The organism is Nocardia sp. CDC159, assembly GCF_023740735.1.
Classification (GTDB): domain Bacteria; phylum Actinomycetota; class Actinomycetes; order Mycobacteriales; family Mycobacteriaceae; genus Nocardia; species Nocardia pulmonis.
In genome coordinates this window covers 21295-39625 of record NZ_JAMRXH010000014.1, presented here as the reverse complement: position 1 = coordinate 39625, position 18331 = coordinate 21295, and the positions used below count along the sequence as shown (strand labels likewise).

Sequence of the window (18331 nt, the reverse complement as noted above, 5' to 3'; positions counted from 1 at the left end):
CACCATTTGTTCACCTTTCGGTCGGTTTAATGTAACCTGCCGCAATCATCCTGTGACCTCGTTCGAAACAGACCCCAGGTCTGAAAGCACGAGGAGTAGCCCAACGCGAATGCGGAACGCGGCCGACGCCGCCGGAATACCCGGCCATCCCTGATTCGGGCCGCGTCCATGGGGAGCGAGTCTCTCCCCGATCCCAGCACAACAGCATCCAGCGCTCAGGTGAGTTCCCCCGACGGGCTCGCCCTGGTTCAGCGCTGCCTGCTGCGGGCCGTCAGGCCGTCAGAGAGTAGGAACCACGTCGAATGTCGAAGTCCCCCAAGAGCAGTAGAGCCAAGGCGGTCGCACGCACCGCCGGATCCGCCACCCTGGCCCTGGCCGCCGTCGCCGCCATCTCGGGCGCGGCCGGACAGCGCTCGGAGGCCGTGGAGCCGGTCGCGCTGGCGTCGACGATCGCCGCCTCCGCACCCCAGGCGGTCCCCGCCGCCATCCCGGCTCCGATGCCCGCCCCGGCCCCGCTGCCCGTGCTCCCGCCGCCGCCCCCGCCCGCGCCGAGCTACCCGGACAACCTCGACGGCTGGATTCACCAGGCCCTCGATATCATGGCCGCGCACGGAATTCCGGGCAGCTACGACGGCATCCTGCGCAATGTGCTGCGCGAATCGTCGGGCGATCCGCGGGCGATCAACCTCTACGACTCGAATGCGGCAGCGGGCATCCCGTCCAAGGGCCTGCTGCAGGTCATCGATCCGACGTTCCGCGCCTATCATGTGGACGGCACGTCGTGGGACATCTACGATCCGGTCGCGAATATCGTGGCCGCCTGCAATTACGCGGCGTCGCGCTACGGGTCGATGGACAATGTCAGTTCCGCTTACTGACGCTGTCTAACAATCTTGCAGCAATATCGCCGCTAACTAGTGATTCGGGTGATCAACTCGGGGTATAACCGCCCTTGAAGCAGTTCTGGCAAACCGTCCGGATGGCAGATGGCGAAGGGATGGGCCGGTGCACACCTCCAGTTTGGCTATCGAATGGCAGCAGGGCGTCTCGAACGCGTGGAGTTCGGTCGCCACCTGGGTGCCCAAGTTCGTCGGATTCCTGGTGATCCTGCTCGTCGGCTGGATCATCGCGAAGCTGGTGGCGAAAATCGCCGACCGGATTCTGCGCCGAATCGGATTCGACCGCCTGGTCGAGCGCGGCGGCATCCAGGACATGCTGTCGCGGAGTCGATACGACGCCACCGACATCCTGGTGAAACTGGTCTACTACGCGATCATCCTGATCGCGCTGCAGATCGGCTTCGGGGCCTTCGGGCCGAATCCGGTCAGCGACATGCTCAACGGCATCGTCGCCTGGCTGCCGCGGGCCGCGATCGCGATCGTCATCGTGTGCATCGCGGGCGCGATCGCGCGGGCGGTCATGGATCTGGTCGCGAATATGCTCAGCGGCCTGTCCTACGGCCGCATGCTGGGCCGGATCGCCGCGGTGTTCATCTGGGGTGTGGGCATCATCGCCGCGCTCAATCAGATCGGCGTGGCCACCTCGGTCACCGTGCCCATCCTGATCACCGTGCTGGCGACCATCGGCGGCGTGCTGGTGGTCGGCGTGGGCGGCGGCCTGGTCCGGCCCATGCAACAGCGCTGGGAGGGCTGGCTGGAAACCGTCGAGGGCGAGATGCCGCAGTTGCGCGGCCACGCCGAGGCCTATCAGCGCGGCCGCGAGGACGCCGCGCGGCAGCGGCAGCTGGTCCGCGAGCAGTGGGCCCGCGGCGAGGGCCGTGGGCAGTGGGCCCCCGATGAAGGCCGCGAGGAGCGGTGGACGCCGGAAATGGCCAATGCCGGTTACGGTTCCGAGCAGATGGGCCGGATGGGCGGCGGCCAGCAGATGGGCGGCCAGCAGATGGGCGCCGGCATGAGCTACGGGCCGGTGAGCGGTCAGTTCGGCTACGGCCCCCAGTCCGGTATGCAACAGGGTATGCCGCACGGCGGGATGAACCGCGGCGATTCGGGTTACGACGGTCCTCAGCGCGGGGACTCGGGATACAACGGTCCCAACCGCGGAGATTCCGGCTACCAGGGTCCCAATCGGGGCGATTCGGGATACAACGGCCCCGGGTCCGGCGACTACAACGGCCCGAATCGCGGAAACGCCGGATACAACGGCCCGAATCGCGGGGACGAGGGCTACGGCGATCAACGCGGGCAGGGTAATCAGCAGCACCGGCGCTGAAATCCGAAGGGATCTACCGAATTCGCCTAAAGCGGCCGCGAATCACGCGGCCGCTCAGGCTTTCTCACGTTCAGGCCTGGATTCCGGCCAGCAGGCAGACCCCGGCCAGCCGCAACTGCAACCAATCGGCATCGCACCATTCGCCGGATCCCTGGGGTGTGCGCAGCGCCGCCCGTCCGGAATGTTCGAGCAGACCGCGGGCATATCCGGCGAGCAATACGCTGACCGGGACCGCGGCCGAATTCTCCACACCCAGTTCGAGAATGTCGCGCACGGCCGCCGCATGTTGATCCAGGGCCGCCGACACCGCCGGAATCTCCCGGGCGGCGGCCTGCGCCGGAACTCCGTGCGTCTTGTGCAGGCGAGTCAGGGTCTTGCGCGCCGACACTTCGAGCAACGCGGAGCCGAGCAAAAACACCAGGTGATACTAGCAATTCGGCAGCATCGGCAGCACTGTGACCTTGCCCAAGGTCAGCGGAAGGCCTTGGACCCGGTGAGCGCCTCGCCCAGCACCAGCTGATGCACCTCGGCCGTGCCCTCGTAGGTGAGCACCGACTCCAGATTGTTGGCATGGCGCAGCACCGGATAGTCCAGCGTGATGCCGTTGGCGCCGAGGATCGTACGGCATTCGCGGGCGATGGCGATGGCCTCGCGGGTGCTGTTGAGCTTGCCCGCGCTGACCTGCTCCGGCCGCAGCCCGCCCCGATCCTTCAGCCGTCCCAGATGCAGCGCCAGCAGCATGCCCTTGCCCAGCTCCACGGCCATATCCGCGAGTTTGGCCTGGGTCAGCTGATACGCCGCCAGCGGCTTGTCGAACACCTCGCGGGTGCGCGCGTAGTCGATGGCCGTGGTCAGGCAGTCCCGCGCCGCGCCCAGCGCGCCGAACACGATGCCGAAGCGGGCCTCCGACAGACAACCCAGCGGCGCGGCCAGGCCCGTGGCCTCCGGCAGCAGCGCGTCGGCGGGCAGCCGCACCCCGTCCAGGTCCAGCTCCGCGGTGATCGACGCGCGCAGCGAGAGCTTGTGATGCATCTCCCGGGCGGTGAAGCCGGGGGTTCCGGCCGGGACCAGGAAGCCGCGGATGCCCTCGTCGGTGCGGGCCCACACCACCGCCACATCGGCGACCGAGCCGTTGGTGATCCACATCTTCGCCCCGTCGAGCACCCAGTCGCTGCCGTCGCGCTTGGCGCGGGTGCGCATCCCGCCGGGGTTGGAGCCGAAATCGGGTTCGGTGAGGCCGAAACAGCCCAGTGCGTTGCCGGCCGCCAACTCGGGCAGCCAGCGCTGCTTCTGCTCCTCCGAGCCGTACTTGTGAATCGCGGTCATCGCCAGCGAGCCCTGCACCGAAACCATGCTGCGCACACCGGAATCCACGGCCTCGAGTTCCAGGCAGGCCAGCCCGTACTCGGTCGCGGAGGTCCCCGCGCATCCGTACCCCTCGAGATGCATACCCAGCAGACCGAGCTTGCCCAGCTCCGGCGCCAGCTCCCGGGCCGGGAACGTCCCCTGCTCGAACCACTCCGCCACATGCGGCCGCAGCCGCTGCTCCCCGAACAGCCGAACCGTGTCCCGGATCTGTATCTCGGTATCGCTGAGCAGGGAATCGATGGCGAAAAGTTCGTCCACAGTGGTCATACACGCCACATTATCGGTCGCCCGACCGACGCGACAGGACATCCGCGAGCCGACTCGGGAGGGACACCGGAAGAATTCCGAAGGGAGCGGCCTTAGGCTGGCAGCCATGACGGACGATCAGTTGGGGTTCTCCACACGGGCCGTGCACGCCGGATTCGATCCCGATCCGCAGACCGGGGCGGTCAACGTGCCGATCTATGCGAGTTCGACCTTCGCCCAGGACGGGGTGGGCGGGCTGCGCGGCGGCTACGAATACGCGCGCACCGGCAATCCGACCCGCACGGCGCTGGAGGCCAATCTGGCCGCGCTCGAATCGGGGCGGCACGGACGGGCCTTCGCCTCGGGGATGGCGGCCACCGACTGTCTGCTGCGATCGACGCTGCGGCCCGGCGATCATCTGGTGATTCCCAACGACGCCTACGGTGGCACCTTCCGGCTCATCGACAAGGTGTTCACCCAGTGGGGCATCGAGTATTCGGTGGCTCCGGTGTCGGATCCGGACCGGGTGCGCGCGGCGTTGCGGCCCAACACCAAGCTGGTCTGGCTGGAGACGCCGACCAACCCGCTGCTCAATATCGGCGATATCGCCACGCTGGCCGATATCGCCCACGGCGGTGGGGCAAAGCTGGTGGTGGACAACACCTTCGCCTCGCCCTACCTGCAGCAGCCGCTGCTGCTGGGCGCGGATATCGTGCTGCATTCGACCACCAAGTACATCGGCGGCCACTCCGACGTGGTCGGCGGTGCGCTGATCACCGACGATCCGGAACTGGACGCGGCCTTCGCCTTCCTGCAGAACGGCGCGGGCGCGGTGCCCGGCCCCACCGACGCCTTCCTCACCATGCGCGGGGTGAAAACCCTTGCGGTGCGGATGGATCGGCACTGCGACAACGCCGAGACCATTGCCGCCTTCCTGGCCGAGCATCCGGCCATCGCGCAAGTGATCTACCCGGGCATGCCCGAGCATCCGGGCTATCCGGTGGCGCAGAAGCAGATGCGCCGCTTCGGCGGCATGATCTCGGTGCGCCTGCGCGGCGGGCACCAGGCCGCGCACGACTTCTGCGCGCGCACGAAGATCTTCATCCTCGCCGAATCACTGGGCGGTGTGGAGTCGCTGATCGAGCATCCCGGGGCCATGACGCATGCGTCGACCGCCGGTTCCGAACTGGAGGTGCCCGCCGATCTGGTGCGACTGTCGGTCGGCATCGAGGACATCAGCGATCTGCTCGCCGACGTGGAGCAGGCGCTGGGCTGAATAAGGGGACGGGTCCGGCAACGGTGCTGCAATTCCGTTGCCGGACCCGCCGAATCCCGGGATCAGCTGTGGTAGGGCTCCGCGCTGACCAGCGTCACCTTCATGGTGTTGCCGTTGGGCAGCGTGTACTCGCGGGTCTCGCCCACCTTGGCGTCGATCAGCGCGCCACCGAGCGGCGAATTGGGCGAGTAGGTCTCCAGATCGGAGCTGCCCAGGCCCTCTTCGCGGGTGCCGATGAGGAACGTCTCGGTGTCGGTCTCGTCACCGTCGTAGTAGACCTTGACGACCGAACCCGGCAGCGCGACACCGGAAACCGACGGCGCGACACCCACCTTCGCGTTGTTCAGCAACTCCTGGAGCTGCCGGATGCGAGCCTCCTGCTGGCCCTGCTCCTCGCGCGCGGCGTGGTAACCGCCGTTCTCCTTGAGGTCGCCTTCCTCGCGGCGTTCGTTGATCTCGGCCGCGATGACCGGACGGTTGGCAATGAGCGCGTCGAGTTCGCCCTTGAGCCTTGCATGCGACTCCGGTGTGAGCCAGGTCACGTTCGTCTCAGTCATCTCGATCACTCCCTAGTAGTTGTTCCCGGCAAGCCGGGATTCCCTGATTCCGCCGCCCTACACCTCCGACGGAGGCGCACGACGGCAGTGGACGGCTAGAGCGATCCCTGGGGGATGTCCTCGAACCCCGAACCGACAGCGCTGGCCGCCAATGCAGCAAACACGGCTCCGAAGGCTCCGGAACCGTGTATCGGGCCATTTTAGCACGATTTACAAAAACCCAGGTCGGAGCGGTCTTTGCAAAGCATTTTGCCCTGTTGGCCCGGCATTTCCCGGCGAAGGGCGTGCCGGGAATGCCGGGACACGAGGGTGGGCGGAGTCAGCCCTTCAGATAGGGCGGGACCTTGCCGCTGCAGCCGTAGATGTTGCCGTTCGCCGGGCGGGCGGTGGTGCGGATGCGGACGGTGAGTTCGACCGTGCCGCTGGGCGAGGGCGGGATCAGCACCTCGCGGCGGCCGACCTCGGCGGTGTCGGAGTCCATGGCCCGGACAAAGCAGACGACCGGTTGGTCTGGATGTTTCCGGGTGACCTTGAAGCGGATGTCGAGCGTCGAATCGTCCACGATCGCGTACCCGAGCTGATCGGGCTCGATGTCCTGCGGGCCGAACTGGCGATAGCCCAGATAGGCCACGCCGAGGCCGAGCAGGACCACCACCGCACCGAGCGCGATCGCTATCCAGCGGCGGTCGCGGTGGGGTCCGGTGCCGTATCGATCGGCCACCCGGGCGGCGGCGTCGCTCATGATCAGGTCGCTCCCGGGGGGTAGGTCGGAACAAACGAAGGTCGAATGGAACTATAGGGAGTGCAGATCGGCGCGACCCGACGGGCCCGTAGGGCCCGGTTCGGCGGCGCGCCGCACGGACTCGACACCCGCGGCGGAAAGCGATGAGGTGAAGACGGTGAGCGACGAGGTGAATCAGGCGTGAGTGGACTTCGCCTCATGGCGGTGCATGCCCACCCGGACGACGAATCCAGCAAGGGCGCCGCTACAACCGCGAAATACGCCGCGGAGGGCCACGACGTGCTGGTCGTCACCCTGACCGGCGGCGAGCGCGGCTCGATCCTGAACCCGGCCATGGACGTGCCCGGCATTCTCGACCGCATCGACGAGGTGCGCCGCGAGGAGATGGCCGAGGCCGCCAAGGCGCTGGGTGTGCGCCAGACCTGGCTGGGCTTCGTGGATTCCGGCCTGCCCGAGGGCGATCCGCTGCCGCCGCTGCCCGAGGGCAGCTTCGCGCTGGTGCCGCTCGAGGAGGCCACCGAGGCGCTGGTGCGGGTCGTGCGCGAATTCAAGCCGCACGTGATGACCACCTACGACGAGAACGGCGGCTATCCGCACCCGGATCACATCATGTGCCACCAGGTTTCGGTGGCCGCGTTCGAGGCCGCGGGCGATCCGGAGAAGTTCCCGGACGCGGGCGAGCCCTGGACGCCGCTGAAGCTGTACTACAACCACGGCTTCAGCCTGCAGCGCCTGGAGATCTTCGCCGACGAGTTCGAGCGCATCGGCGAGCCGTTTCCCATGCAGGACTGGCTCGATCGCATCCGCAGCGCCGCCGCCGAACGCGGTGACGTCATGAGCCGGGTGACCACCCAGGTCGAATGCGCGAAGTACTTCCCGCAGCGCGACGACGCCCTGCGCGCGCACGCCACCCAGATCGATCCGAACGGCGCGTTCTTCGCCATTCCGCTGGAGATGCAGCAGCGGCTGTGGCCCACCGAGGAATTCGAGCTGGCGCGCACCCGGGTCCGTACCGCGATCCCGGAGAACGACCTGTTCGCAGGGGTGCGTGAGGCCCTGGCCGGCGAGGACGCCGATCGATGATGCTCGCGCTGCTCGCCCAACCGGCCACCAATCCGACCGGCCCCGAATTCGGCAAGGCGTCCCCGCTGGGCCTGGTCATCATCCTGCTCCTGCTGGCCGGCACGGTGCTGCTGATCCGCTCGATGAACAAGCACATCAAGGGCCTGCCCGCGGAATTCTCCCCGGAGCACCCCGAACCGGATCAGGAGGCGGACGAGGGCACCGAGGCGGGGGTGGTCCAGCGCGAGGGCGAGGGCGGCTCAGACCGCCCGGGTGACAAGTGCGTCGGCGAAGTGTCGTAACGCCGCCACCGCCTCGGGCGGGAAGGGCGCCCGGTTCAGCGCCCGCTGCGCCTGCATCCAGCGCTCGCGGATCATCTGCTCGACCCGCCGCCGCGACAGCATCGTCAGCAGTTCACGGCAGGTGGCCGCGCCGGTCTCGTCCAGTCGCGGATCGCCGACCAGGCGGCGCAGCCGCTCGGACTCGTCCGAATTCGCCTGGCGTAGTGCGAGAGCCAGCAGGACGGTGTGTTTGCCGTTGCGCAGGTCCTCGAGGTTCGACTTGCCGGTGAGCGCCGGATCGCCGTACACCCCGAGCAGGTCGTCCTGCAGTTGGAAGGCCTCGCCCAGTGGCCGGGCATATGCCGAAAGCGCCGGTGCCACATTGCCTCCCGCTTGGGCGAGGGCCGCGCCGAGCTGCAGCGGGCGCTCCACGGTGTAGGCGGAGGTCTTGTACCGGATGATCTCCATCGCCTGGTTCACGTCACTGGTCGGCCGCCCGGTGGTGAGCAGGTCGAGGTACTGACCGTAGCCGACCTCGTCGCGCATCCGATCGATCACCGGCAGCGCTGCCGCCAGCCGATCGTCGGAAAGCCCTGCGTTGTGCAGCAATTCGTCCGACCAGGCCAGCGCGAAGTCGCCGATCAGGATGGCCGCCGCGGTGCCGTAGCGGCGGTGCACCGTGGGCTGGTCGCGGCGGGTGTCGCTGTCGTCCACGATATCGTCGTGGATGAGCACCGAGGCGTGGAACATCTCCAATGAGGCTGCGGCGCGGACGATTTCGTGCGGTACGCCCGCCCCGCCCCCGGCCTGCCACCCGAGCACGCAGAACATCGGGCGAATGCGTTTACCGCCGGCGAACAGGAACGCCGCCACGGCCTCGGTGACATCGGCGGGTAGCCGTCGCTCGGTACCGGCGCGGGCCTTCTCGTGCAGGAAGTTCCGTAACACGGCATCGATGCGGGCCCGCACGGCCGCGGTGTCCAGCGGCGGGGAGGCCGTGGCGGTCACGGGCTCACCTCGGGGTGCTCGGACATGGCCATGGCCTCCTCCAGCAGCGCGTCGACGATGCGGTGTTCGGGCACGGTGCGAACCACCGTGCCCCGGACGAAGATCTGCCCCTTCCCATTGCCGGAGGACACCCCCAGATCCGCCTCCCGGGCCTCACCCGGCCCGTTGACCACGCAGCCCATCACCGCCACCCGCAGCGGATGCGGAAAGCCCTGGAACGCGGCCTCGACCCGGGCGGCGAGCTGGTGGATGTCGACCTGCACCCGCCCGCAGCCCGGACAGGACACGATCTCCAGTTGGCGCGGCCGCAGCCCCAGCGATCGCAGAATATGATTGCCCACCTTCACCTGCTGCTCCGGCGGCTCGGACACCGATACCCGGATGGTGTCGCCGATCCCCTCGGCCAGCAGGACGCCGAGGGCGACCGCGGATTTGATCGTGCCCTGCAGCAGCGGCCCGGCCTCGGTCACACCGAGGTGGATCGGATAGTCGCAACCGCGCGCCAGCAGCCGGTTCGCGGCGATCATGGTGCGCGGATCGTGGTGTTTGACCGCGATCTTCAGCTCGCGGAAGCCGTGCTCCTCGAACAGCGCGGCCTCGTGCAGCGCGGAGTCCACCAGGGCCGCGGCGGTCGGCCCGCCGTGGCGGTCCAGCATGCGCCGGTCCAGCGAGCCCGCGTTCACGCCCACCCGGATCGGCGTGCCCGCCGCGGTCGCCGCCCGCGCGATCTCCCCGACGCGATCGTCGAATTCCTTGATATTGCCCGGATTCACGCGCACCGCGGCGCATCCGGCGTCGATGGCGGCGAACACATAGCGGGGCTGGAAGTGGATATCGGCGATCACCGGCAGCGGCGATTTGGTCACGAGGGCGGGCAGGGCGGCCGCGTCCTCGGCGGTCGGGACGGCGACGCGGACGATATCGCATCCGGCCGCTGTGACCGCCGCGATCTGGCGCAGGGTGGCCTCCACGTCGGCGGTGCGGGTGGTGGTCATGGTCTGCACCGAGATCGGCGCATTCCCACCGACCGCGACCGGGCCGACCTGGATCCGACGGCACGGTCGGCGCGGTGGCGCGACGACGGGCAGACCGAGTTCGCTGATGCTCACGACGCTACCTCCTGCCGCTCGACGAGTTCGCGATGCGCCCGGTGTGCCGCCTCGGCGATGCCGGTCCCGGTGAGCCCGGCCTCGGCGAGCAGTTCGGCGCGGTCACCGTGGCGCAGGAAGCGATGCGGCAGGCCCAGCCCGCACACCGGCAGCGGACTCCCGGCCTCGATCAGCGCACGGCTCAGCGCCGCCGCGACGGCCCCGGCGCCGGTGTTGTCCTCGGCCACCACGATCAGCCGATGCCGCAGGCACGCGCCGATCAGCGCCTCCGGAACCGGCAGCACCCACCGCGGATCGATGACATCGGCCGCGATGCCGAGTTCGGCCAGCCGATGTGCCGCGTCGAGACAGGCGGCGGCCAGCGCGCCGATGCCGATCAGCAGGACCTCGCGCCGCGGCGCCCGATACAGCAGATCCAGGCCGTTGTGCCGCTCGGCCGCCGGGATGTCCGGCCCCACCGACGCCTTGGGGAAACGCAGCGCCGTGGGGCCGTCGTCGTAATCGACCGCCTCCCAGAGCAGTTCGCGCAGCCGGGCGGCATCGCGCGGCGCTGCCACCCGTAGCCGGGGAACCGTCGCGAGCAGGGTCAGATCCCACATGCCGTGGTGGCTGGGCCCGTCCGGACCGGTCACGCCCGCGCGGTCCAGTACGACGGTCACCGGCAGCCGGTGCAGGCCGATATCGAGCAGCAGCTGATCGAAGGCGCGATTGAGGAAGGTGGAATACACCGCGACCACGGGATGCGTTCCCGCCGTAGCCAATCCGGCGGCGCAGGCCAGCGCGTGCTGTTCGGCGATGCCGACGTCGAAGCAGCGGTCCGGGAAGTGTTCGGCGAATCGGGTCAGTCCGGTCGGACCCGCCATGGCGGCGGTGATGGCGGTGACATCGGTTCTATGCCTGCCGATTTCGACCAGTTCGTCACCGAAGACGCTGGTCCAGGAGGGTTTTGCGCGTTCGGCGCCCGGCCGGGGACGCGGCCCGGTGGTGTGCATGCGCTCGGCGTCGAGGCGGGCCGGCGCATGGCCGAGGCCCTTGACCGTGACCGTGTGCACGACGACCGGGCAGCCGGCGTCGCGCGCCCGGCGCAGCGCCGCTTCCAGGGCCGGGATGTCGTGTCCGTCGATCGGTCCCAGGTAGGCCAGGCCGAGCTGGTCGAATACGGTCGGCGTGGGATCGCCCGGCGTGCGCTCGCGCAGCCGGGCCAGATGGGCCGCGATCGCACCGGCGGTCGGCGCGTAGGAGTGACCGTTGTCGTTGAGCACGACGATCACCGGCCGCGCGGCCGCGCCGATATTGTTCAGCGCCTCGTAGGCCATCCCGCCGGTGAGCGCGCCGTCGCCGATCACCGCCACCACCGCGCGGCCGGGTTCCCCTTGCAACGCACGGGCTTTGGCGATCCCGTCGGCATAGCCGAGCGCGGTGGAGGCGTGGCTGTTCTCGATCACGTCGTGTGCCGACTCCGCGCGGCTGGGATAACCGGACAGGCCGCGCGATCGGCGCAGGTCCACGGTGAAATCCGGGCGGCGTCCGGTGAGGATCTTGTGCGCGTAGGACTGATGCCCGGTGTCGAAGAGCACCGTGTCGCGCGGTGACCGGAAGACCCGGTGCAGCGCGATCGTCAGCTCGACGACGCCGAGATTGGAGCCCAGATGCCCGCCGGTGCGCAGCACCGTCTCGATGATCAGCTCGCGGATCTCCGCGGCGAGTGCGGGCAGCTCGTGCCGGGACAGCTGCCGGAGATCCTCCGGGCAGCCGATACGTTTCAGTACGGTCATGATCTGCGCCTCGGGTGTGCTGGTGCGGCGAATGCTGGACGGGCAGCGGCAGTCACCGATAGCGCGGATTGGTGTTGTGCCATTCGAACGAGCCGGCCATCCACGAGCGCAGTCCGCGCAGATAGCGCCGCAGCTCCGGGACCGGGACGGCGAGCATGGCCCGGCGGGCGGCCTCGAAGTCGCGGACCACGCGGTTGTGCAGGTCCACCACGATCTCGGTGGCCTCCCGCAGCGAGCAGTCACGGTCGGCCGCGACCTGCAGCACCACATTGCAGACCGGATTCTCGTCGGCGGCATCCTTGGCCACCGACAGCAGATCGTTGACCAGCACCGCGGCGGTGCCCGCGCGAAAGGCCGCGTGCCGCACCGCGGTTCGGTAGAACAGCTCGTCGGGCAGCAGATATCCGGCGACCGGATCGATGAGCGTCATGGAGGTGTAGAAGCTGTCGTGCTGGCGGGCCGCGAGGTATTCCCAGGCCGGTAGGGTCCGTCCCGATTCCCGCCACGCGGCGTAGGCGTTCCAGGAGACGAACATCGCGGCGGTCGCGTAGCAGGCGCGCTGCACCTGGCCGGGGGTGGCGTGGCGCCGCAGATGCGCGAGGGCCGAATCGAACGCCCGGAACACCAGATGCCCGGACAGCGCCTCGTCCAGGCGCGCGCTGAACTCGCCCAGCGACGGCAGCGGGTCCAGGACCGCCATGACCAACGACAGCCGGGGCCCGAGCTCGGCGGAGATCGCGCCGCGGGCGGTATCGTCGGCGAACAGGTCGTCGGCCATCCACCAGGCCGTATTCATCTGGGCGGCCACCAGTAGGCAGTCGGGATCGTCGCATTCGCTGTGGGTCAGCATGACCAACCGGCCGTAGCCGATGCTCCGCAACTGCTCGGCGTCGTCGTCGCCGAGGCCCAAACCGCGCGCCCAGGTGGTCAGGCGAGTGTCGACCTCGGCGGCCAGGACGTCGTCGATGCGATCGGGCGGCGGCAGATATAGCGGCGGCGCGGACCCGTCGCCCCATTCCATTTCCCGGCAGGCGGGCGTGTCGTCGGCGAGTCGTGTTATCGGGTCGAGTAATCCGGACGAAGACGGGACGGTATCGACCTCGGCGGAAAATGCCGCGACCGTGCCTGTGCACAAGGGATCCGCGCTCGCGGGTGGACGGTGTGGCAGCCGGAGGGCGGACGCGCCCAGGCCGTAGGGGAGCGCGAGTGCCGCCGCAATGTTGTTGGAGGACAATGGATTGTGGTCGGTCGCTGATGTCATGAGCGGATCGTTCTCCCTCGTGGGTTCGACGATTCGAGCACAACTCGGTGCACGGCCCAGCGACCGAGTCGAATGTGATTTGTCCGACAGGCGAAAAGAGAATTACTGTGCGTATACCACGCCTGTCGAATTTTGTGTGCGGATTTAGCAGTCTGGTAAAGCTCTACCGAAGATCTGAAGCACTTTGACCCACACCAATGGTATTTCGTAGGCATCGCAGCCGTAAAGTGTTAATTTGCAGCAACTTTGACGCGCCGGACCGCGGGTGCCGCACGCCGATCGGCGCCCCCGCGCCTCGGCGCGGCAACTGCCTGCGGGTTTGTACCGCCAACAATGTCGACGCACTATTGCGGCACGATGAGTTCCCAGTGAAACCGACAGTGCGGTCGGTAGGCAGCTACCGATATGCGAATGATGCTGTGAGGCAACGCTCCTCGCGCCGTGCCACGAACCGTCCAGTCGCCTCCGACCCGATTCGCCCGGCGTCGCCGTCCTCAAAACCGCGGATCGTGGGTGCGGTGGCGGCAGATGTCGCAGTCACAGTCGAAGTAGCCGATGCCCGCGCTGCCGTGCGCGCCACGACGTTCGGCCTCTTCCAGATCGGCGAACCACGGTCGCCGCGTGGGGCGGGGTGTTGCGGTGTCCTTCATGCCCAAGACATACCCAGTTCGGCGGGCCGCACTGGTCACGGTTTCGATGTGCCACCCTGAAAGGGTGAACCTCCTCGGCGACGCCACCTCCCCGTACCTGCGTCAGCATGCGGACAACCCGGTGCACTGGCGGCCCTGGGACGCCGCCGCCCTGGCCGCGGCCCGCGAGCGGGACGTGCCGATCCTGCTGTCGGTGGGGTATGCCTCGTGCCACTGGTGTCATGTCATGGCGCACGAATCGTTCGAGGACGAGGCCACCGCGGCGCTGATGAACGAGAACTTCGTGTGTGTGAAGGTCGATCGGGAGGAGCGGCCGGATCTGGACGCCGTGTACATGAACGCGACGGTGGCCATGACGGGGCAGGGTGGCTGGCCCATGACCTGTTTCCTGACTCCGGGCGGGGAGCCGTTCTATTGCGGGACCTACTACCCGAAGGTGCCGCGCGGTGGGATGCCGTCGTTCACCCAGTTGCTGGCCGCGGTCACCGACACCTGGCGCAATCGCCGCGACGAGGTGAATCAGGCGGCCGGGCAGGTGGCCGAGGCGCTGCGCGCGCAGAGCGGTGGACTGCCCGAGGGGGAGATCGCCGTCGGCCCGGAGCTGCTGGCGCATGGGGTGGCGACGGTGCTGCGCGATGTGGACCAGCGCTACGGCGGATTCGGTGGGGCGCCGAAGTTTCCGCCGTCGGCGCTGCTGGAGGCGCTGCTGCGCCATTACGAGCGGACCGGCGACGCACAGGTGTTACAGGTGGTGTCGGGGACCGCCGAGGCGATGGCCCGCGGCGGCATCTACGACCAGCTGCGCGGCGGCTTCGCGCGGTATTCGGTCGACGCCGCCTGGGTGGTGCCGCATTTCGAGAAGATGCTCTACGACAATGCCCAGTTGCTGCGCGCCTACGCGCATCTGGCCCGTCGGGTGGCGGATCCGGCGCTGGCGCTGCGGGTGACCGAGGAGACCGCCGAATTCCTGCTCGACGATCTGGCCACCGCGACGGGCGGTTTCGCCTCGGCGCTGGACGCCGACACCCATATCGAACCGAATGCGCCCGGGGTGGAGGGGGCGACCTACGTGTGGACCCCGGCCGAGCTGACCGCGGAACTCGGACCGATCGAGGGGGCGTGGGCGGCAGAGGTTTTCGGCGTCACCACGGCGGGCACCTTCGAACACGGCACCTCGGTGCTCACCCGCTACCGCGATCCGGAGGACGGCGCGCGACTGGCGACGGTGCGCGACGCTCTGCGCCAGGCTCGATCCCGCCGTCCCCAGCCCGATCGTGACGACAAGGTGGTGACCGCGTGGAACGGCATGGCGATCACCGCCCTGGCCGAGGCCGGTGCGGCACACGGCCGCGCGGACTGGGTCGACGCCGCGATCCGATGCGCCCGATTCCTGTTGCGAGAGCATGTGTCCGGCGACCGGGTGGTGCGCGCCTCGCTGGGCGGTGTCGCCGGTGCCGCCCCCGGCGTCCTCGAGGATTACGCCTGGCTGGCCACCGGCCTGCTCGCGCTCTACCAGGCCACCGGCGAACCCGACTGGCTCACCCACGCTCAACACCTGATCGACAGTGCCGCAACCCATTTCGCCGACCCTGCCGACCCCGGCAGCTGGTTCGATACCGCCGACGACGCCGAGACTCTGGTCACCCGCCCGCGCGATCCGCTCGACGGGGCGACCCCCAGCGGCGCGTCGGCCTTCGCCGAAACCCTGCTCACCGCTTCGGTTCTGAGCGATCCGGACCGCGCTGTCCGCTACGGTGAGCTGGCCGCTCGCACGCTCGCACGCGGCGCGATCGTCCTGGCCCGCGCACCCCGCTCCGGCGGTCAGTGGCTGGCCGTCGCCGAGGCCGCCGTGCGCGGGCCCGTCCAGATCGCCATCGCGCTGCCCGGCCGTGGTGAACCCGCACGCGCTCAGCGTGATTCGGTCGCCGCCAGTGGTATACACGCCGCCCCTGGCGACGGCTCGCGGACGGCAGCGTCCGCCGCGGCCGGGGCGGAGCCGCCCGTCGCCGTCGAACCCGAGCAGGACCGCAATGGCGGCGCGGCTGCCCCGGCTCGCCCCGCCGAATCGGCATCGGGTGCGGAATTGGTCGCCACCGCACGGTGGTTCGCGCCGGGTGGGGCGGTAATCGTGGCGGGAGTGAAGGATTCGGCCCCGCTGCTGGTCGATCGGCCGCCCGTCGGCGGGCGGCCCGCCGCCTACGTGTGCCGCGGCTCGGTCTGCGATCTACCGGTCACCGATGCCGGGGAACTACGGGCCGCGCTGCTGCGGGTGTGACCGCCCGACCGGGTGCCGCGGTTGGTCTGCGACCTGCCGGCCGCCGATGCCGGGGAACCGCGCCACACTGCCGCGGGTTCGGTCACCCGCGACCGTGCATGTGGCTCGATCGCCGGCGTCGAAAAGCGTCGCGCCGGACGCCCGCGCGGGAGGGGGAGGCCCGGTTTGCCCGTTACCAGCGTCGATACGGCCGGACCGCAGTGATCTTGGTGCGATAGCGTGTTCCTATGACGTGTGGTTTCCTCCGGCCCGGTCGCTTGCCGAGGTGATTTCCGGACGGCAGGATTGGCTCGCCGAAGACAGGCCGAAGTCATCCGCCGACCGCATCCGCAGGAGATCGCGTGAGACTGCCACGACGTACGAACCGTTCGCTTCCGCCACTGCGGCGTGCCGCGCTCGCGACCCTGGCCGCCGCCGCGGCGGTGGCATCGATCACAGCCGCGCCCGCGTCGGCGCGGCCCATCGGGGCCTTCGATGTGGGCGGCGCGATCGAGGCCGAGTACGACCGGGCGGGCGGCTTCGCGACCTTCGGCAATCCGATCTCCCCGGAGTCGGACGCCGCGCGCGGTGGCCGCTTCCAGGTCTTCGAGAAGAACAATTCGATCTACTGGTCGGTGGGCACCGACGCCCATTTCGTCGGCGGCCTGATCCGCGACAAGTGGGCGGCGCTGGGCTGGGAGAACAGCCCGCTCGGCTATCCGATCACCGATGAGCAGAAGGCCCGCAAGGGCGACGGCCGCTACAACCTGTTCGACGGCGGCTCGATCTACTGGTCCCCGCGCACCGGCGCGCACGCCGTCTGGGGCGCGATCCGCGACATCTGGGTCAGCAATGTCGCCGAGGCCGGTCGCTACGGCTATCCGACCAGCGACGAATACGACTATCAGGGTGGCAAGGCGCAGGACTTCCAGGGCGGCAAGATCACCTGGCGTCCGTGACCGCCAGCGCCCCATCGGTTTCCGCGGTTGCCGCGGGCACATCGGTCCAGCACGCGGTCGGCTCCTTGCGGCCGCGCAGCTGAATCGTCTGGTAATGCGCCCATTTCGCGCTCTCCTGCGCGGCGGCGGCCTCGATCACGGCCTGGCTCACCAGGATTCGGCGATCCACGTGCTTGGCCTCCGCGGTGAGCCGGGACGCCTCGTTCACCGCGTCGCCGATCACGGTGTACTCCAGGCGAGTGTCCGCGCCGACGTCCCCGGCGAACACCAGGCCGCGCGCCACCCCGATGCCGATATCCAGCTCGCCCACCGCGAACACCTCGTCGCGGATTCGCCGTGCCGCCCGTAGCGCCGGAGTCGCGTTGTCGCGCAACGCGATCGGCGCGCCGAAGACGCACAGTGCCGCATCGCCCTCGAACTTGTTGACCAGTCCGCCGTTGTCCTCGGTTGCCGAAACCACCGTCGCCAGCAGGCGATTGAGCTTGGCGACGAATTCCCGCGGCGCGAGTTCGGTGGACAGCGCGACCGAACCGACGACATCGACGAACAGCGCCGTCACCACCCGCACATCACCGGTCAGATCGACCGATCCCGACAGCGCCCGCTCGGCGACCTCGGTGCCGACGTGGCGGCCGAACACCTCGCGCATCCGCTCGCGCTCGGCGAGATTGGCGGCCAACTCGTTCACCGAATGTTCCAGCCGCCCGATCTCGCTGGCGCTGCCGACCGGCACCCGCACGTCCAGATCGCCGCGCGCGATCCGATCCAGCGCCAGCCGCAGCGTGCGCAGCGGCGCGGCGACCGCGCGCGACAGCGTCGCCATGGTCAGCGCGCCGACCACGAGGCCGACCAGTGACATGTAGAGGGCCGTCCAGATCCGGTCCTCGGGCCGTGCGGCGGGATCGGCGAGCACCGCGATCAGCATGAGCAGCGGCATCGCCCCGGCCACCGCCCACGACACCACCAGCCGGTTGAGAACGGTGGAGCTCCAGTGCAGGGTCCCGCCCAGCACGGCGGAGACGATCGGGATCGCGGGCCGGATGAGCCGGTCCACCACCAGGAAGGTGAATCCGGCCGATTCGAGCGCGCCCAGGGTGAACATCGCGGCGACCACCGCGGTCGCCCGTGGCGGCACCACGTGGGCGAAGATGGCGGTCACGATGGCCACGCCGGGCAGCCAGACCGCCAGGGTTCGCGCGGTGATCGCGATCGGGACGTTCAGCAGCCGGCGCGCCTCCGCCTCGGTGGGCCGCCTGCCCTGATCGAGCCAGGCGAATACGCGCAGCCGATCCCGGACGGCCAGCACGATTCCCGCCAGTGCCCCCAGGGCCGGATAGATCGCCGCCTGCGCGACCGCGGTCCGCCAGTCCGGGCCGAGCCGTCCCAGATAGCCGCTGAGCCACAGTTCGGTGACGATCACCCCCAGGCCGCCGAGATTGCAGCCGAGCACCACGGCCGACAGGCCCCACGGCGCCCGCAGCGCCCACAGAATCAACCGCGCGATCATGGCGGCCAGCGGGTGGTGGCGTCGGAGAACACGAACCAGCAGCATAG

At 69.2% G+C, this 18331-nt stretch carries 17 protein-coding genes; 7 read left to right on the top strand and 10 right to left on the bottom strand.

All coding sequences use genetic code 11. The features are described from left to right. Positions 1-302 precede the first annotated feature (302 nt). Both NDR87_RS26720 and NDR87_RS26715 read left to right on the top strand, forming a co-directional pair. On the top strand, positions 303-878 hold the full coding sequence (locus NDR87_RS26720) for a transglycosylase SLT domain-containing protein (RefSeq protein ID WP_251915817.1): 576 nt from the start codon (positions 303-305) through the stop codon (positions 876-878). A gap of 127 nt (positions 879-1005) precedes the next feature. After that, positions 1006-2229, top strand: coding sequence for a hypothetical protein (locus tag NDR87_RS26715; protein WP_251915814.1), 1224 nt, complete (start codon positions 1006-1008; stop codon positions 2227-2229). Positions 2230-2299: 70 nt separating this feature from the next. Here NDR87_RS26715 and NDR87_RS26710 read toward each other — a convergent pair whose 3' ends face one another. Continuing rightward, positions 2300-2647: a DUF6401 family natural product biosynthesis protein gene (locus tag NDR87_RS26710; protein WP_251915811.1), complete on the bottom strand. Its 348-nt coding sequence runs from the start codon at positions 2645-2647 to the stop codon at positions 2300-2302. Positions 2648-2700: 53 nt separating this feature from the next. Further along, positions 2701-3864 (bottom strand): acyl-CoA dehydrogenase family protein, encoded by a 1164-nt coding sequence (locus tag NDR87_RS26705; protein WP_286014093.1) that lies wholly within the window; start codon positions 3862-3864, stop codon positions 2701-2703. Between the two features lie 106 nt (positions 3865-3970). Between NDR87_RS26705 and NDR87_RS26700 the strand changes: the two genes are divergently transcribed. Further along, the gene (locus NDR87_RS26700; protein WP_251915804.1) at positions 3971-5119 is read left to right on the top strand and encodes a cystathionine gamma-synthase; all 1149 of its coding nucleotides are present in this window, start codon (positions 3971-3973) and stop codon (positions 5117-5119) included. Positions 5120-5181: 62 nt separating this feature from the next. Here NDR87_RS26700 and greA read toward each other — a convergent pair whose 3' ends face one another. After that, positions 5182-5676, bottom strand: a complete 495-nt coding sequence (gene greA, locus NDR87_RS26695) for a transcription elongation factor GreA (protein ID WP_195110639.1) — start codon at positions 5674-5676, stop codon at positions 5182-5184. A gap of 319 nt (positions 5677-5995) precedes the next feature. Continuing rightward, positions 5996-6418 (bottom strand): DUF4307 domain-containing protein, encoded by a 423-nt coding sequence (locus tag NDR87_RS26690; protein ID WP_251915801.1) that lies wholly within the window; start codon positions 6416-6418, stop codon positions 5996-5998. Positions 6419-6616: 198 nt separating this feature from the next. Between NDR87_RS26690 and mca the strand changes: the two genes are divergently transcribed. Together mca and NDR87_RS26680 are read left to right on the top strand one after the other, a co-directional pair. Beyond that, positions 6617-7501: a mycothiol conjugate amidase Mca gene (gene mca, locus NDR87_RS26685; RefSeq protein WP_251916113.1), complete on the top strand. Its 885-nt coding sequence runs from the start codon at positions 6617-6619 to the stop codon at positions 7499-7501. Continuing rightward, entirely contained in the window at positions 7501-7782 is a 282-nt protein-coding gene (locus NDR87_RS26680) for a hypothetical protein (RefSeq protein WP_251916111.1), read from the top strand. The genes mca and NDR87_RS26680 overlap by 1 nt, the downstream gene beginning before the upstream one ends. Here NDR87_RS26680 and NDR87_RS26675 read toward each other — a convergent pair. From NDR87_RS26675 to NDR87_RS26655, 5 genes are all read right to left on the bottom strand, one after another. Next, positions 7741-8769 (bottom strand): polyprenyl synthetase family protein, encoded by a 1029-nt coding sequence (locus NDR87_RS26675; protein ID WP_251915799.1) that lies wholly within the window; start codon positions 8767-8769, stop codon positions 7741-7743. The genes NDR87_RS26680 and NDR87_RS26675 overlap by 42 nt on opposite strands. Beyond that, positions 8766-9878, bottom strand: a complete 1113-nt coding sequence (gene ispG, locus NDR87_RS26670; protein WP_251915796.1) for a flavodoxin-dependent (E)-4-hydroxy-3-methylbut-2-enyl-diphosphate synthase — start codon at positions 9876-9878, stop codon at positions 8766-8768. Before ispG ends, NDR87_RS26675 begins: the two co-directional genes overlap by 4 nt. Beyond that, entirely contained in the window at positions 9875-11653 is a 1779-nt protein-coding gene (locus NDR87_RS26665; protein ID WP_286014092.1) for a 1-deoxy-D-xylulose-5-phosphate synthase, read from the bottom strand. The genes ispG and NDR87_RS26665 overlap by 4 nt, the downstream gene beginning before the upstream one ends. Before the next feature lie 52 nt (positions 11654-11705). Next, positions 11706-12914: a family 2 encapsulin nanocompartment cargo protein terpene cyclase gene (locus NDR87_RS26660; protein WP_251915793.1), complete on the bottom strand. Its 1209-nt coding sequence runs from the start codon at positions 12912-12914 to the stop codon at positions 11706-11708. Positions 12915-13408: 494 nt separating this feature from the next. Beyond that, complete coding sequence (locus tag NDR87_RS26655; protein WP_251915790.1) at positions 13409-13564, bottom strand: hypothetical protein; 156 nt, start codon at positions 13562-13564, stop codon at positions 13409-13411. A gap of 46 nt (positions 13565-13610) precedes the next feature. Here NDR87_RS26655 and NDR87_RS26650 point away from each other — a divergent pair, with 46 nt between their 5' ends. Together NDR87_RS26650 and NDR87_RS26645 are read left to right on the top strand one after the other, a co-directional pair. Next, positions 13611-15839, top strand: coding sequence for a thioredoxin domain-containing protein (locus tag NDR87_RS26650; RefSeq protein WP_251916109.1), 2229 nt, complete (start codon positions 13611-13613; stop codon positions 15837-15839). Between the two features lie 341 nt (positions 15840-16180). After that, on the top strand, positions 16181-16777 hold the full coding sequence (locus tag NDR87_RS26645; protein WP_308212150.1) for a hypothetical protein: 597 nt from the start codon (positions 16181-16183) through the stop codon (positions 16775-16777). Here the strand turns inward: NDR87_RS26645 and NDR87_RS26640 are convergent. Then, entirely contained in the window at positions 16761-18329 is a 1569-nt protein-coding gene (locus tag NDR87_RS26640) for an adenylate/guanylate cyclase domain-containing protein (RefSeq protein WP_251915787.1), read from the bottom strand. The genes NDR87_RS26645 and NDR87_RS26640 overlap by 17 nt on opposite strands. Positions 18330-18331: the final 2 nt, after the last annotated feature.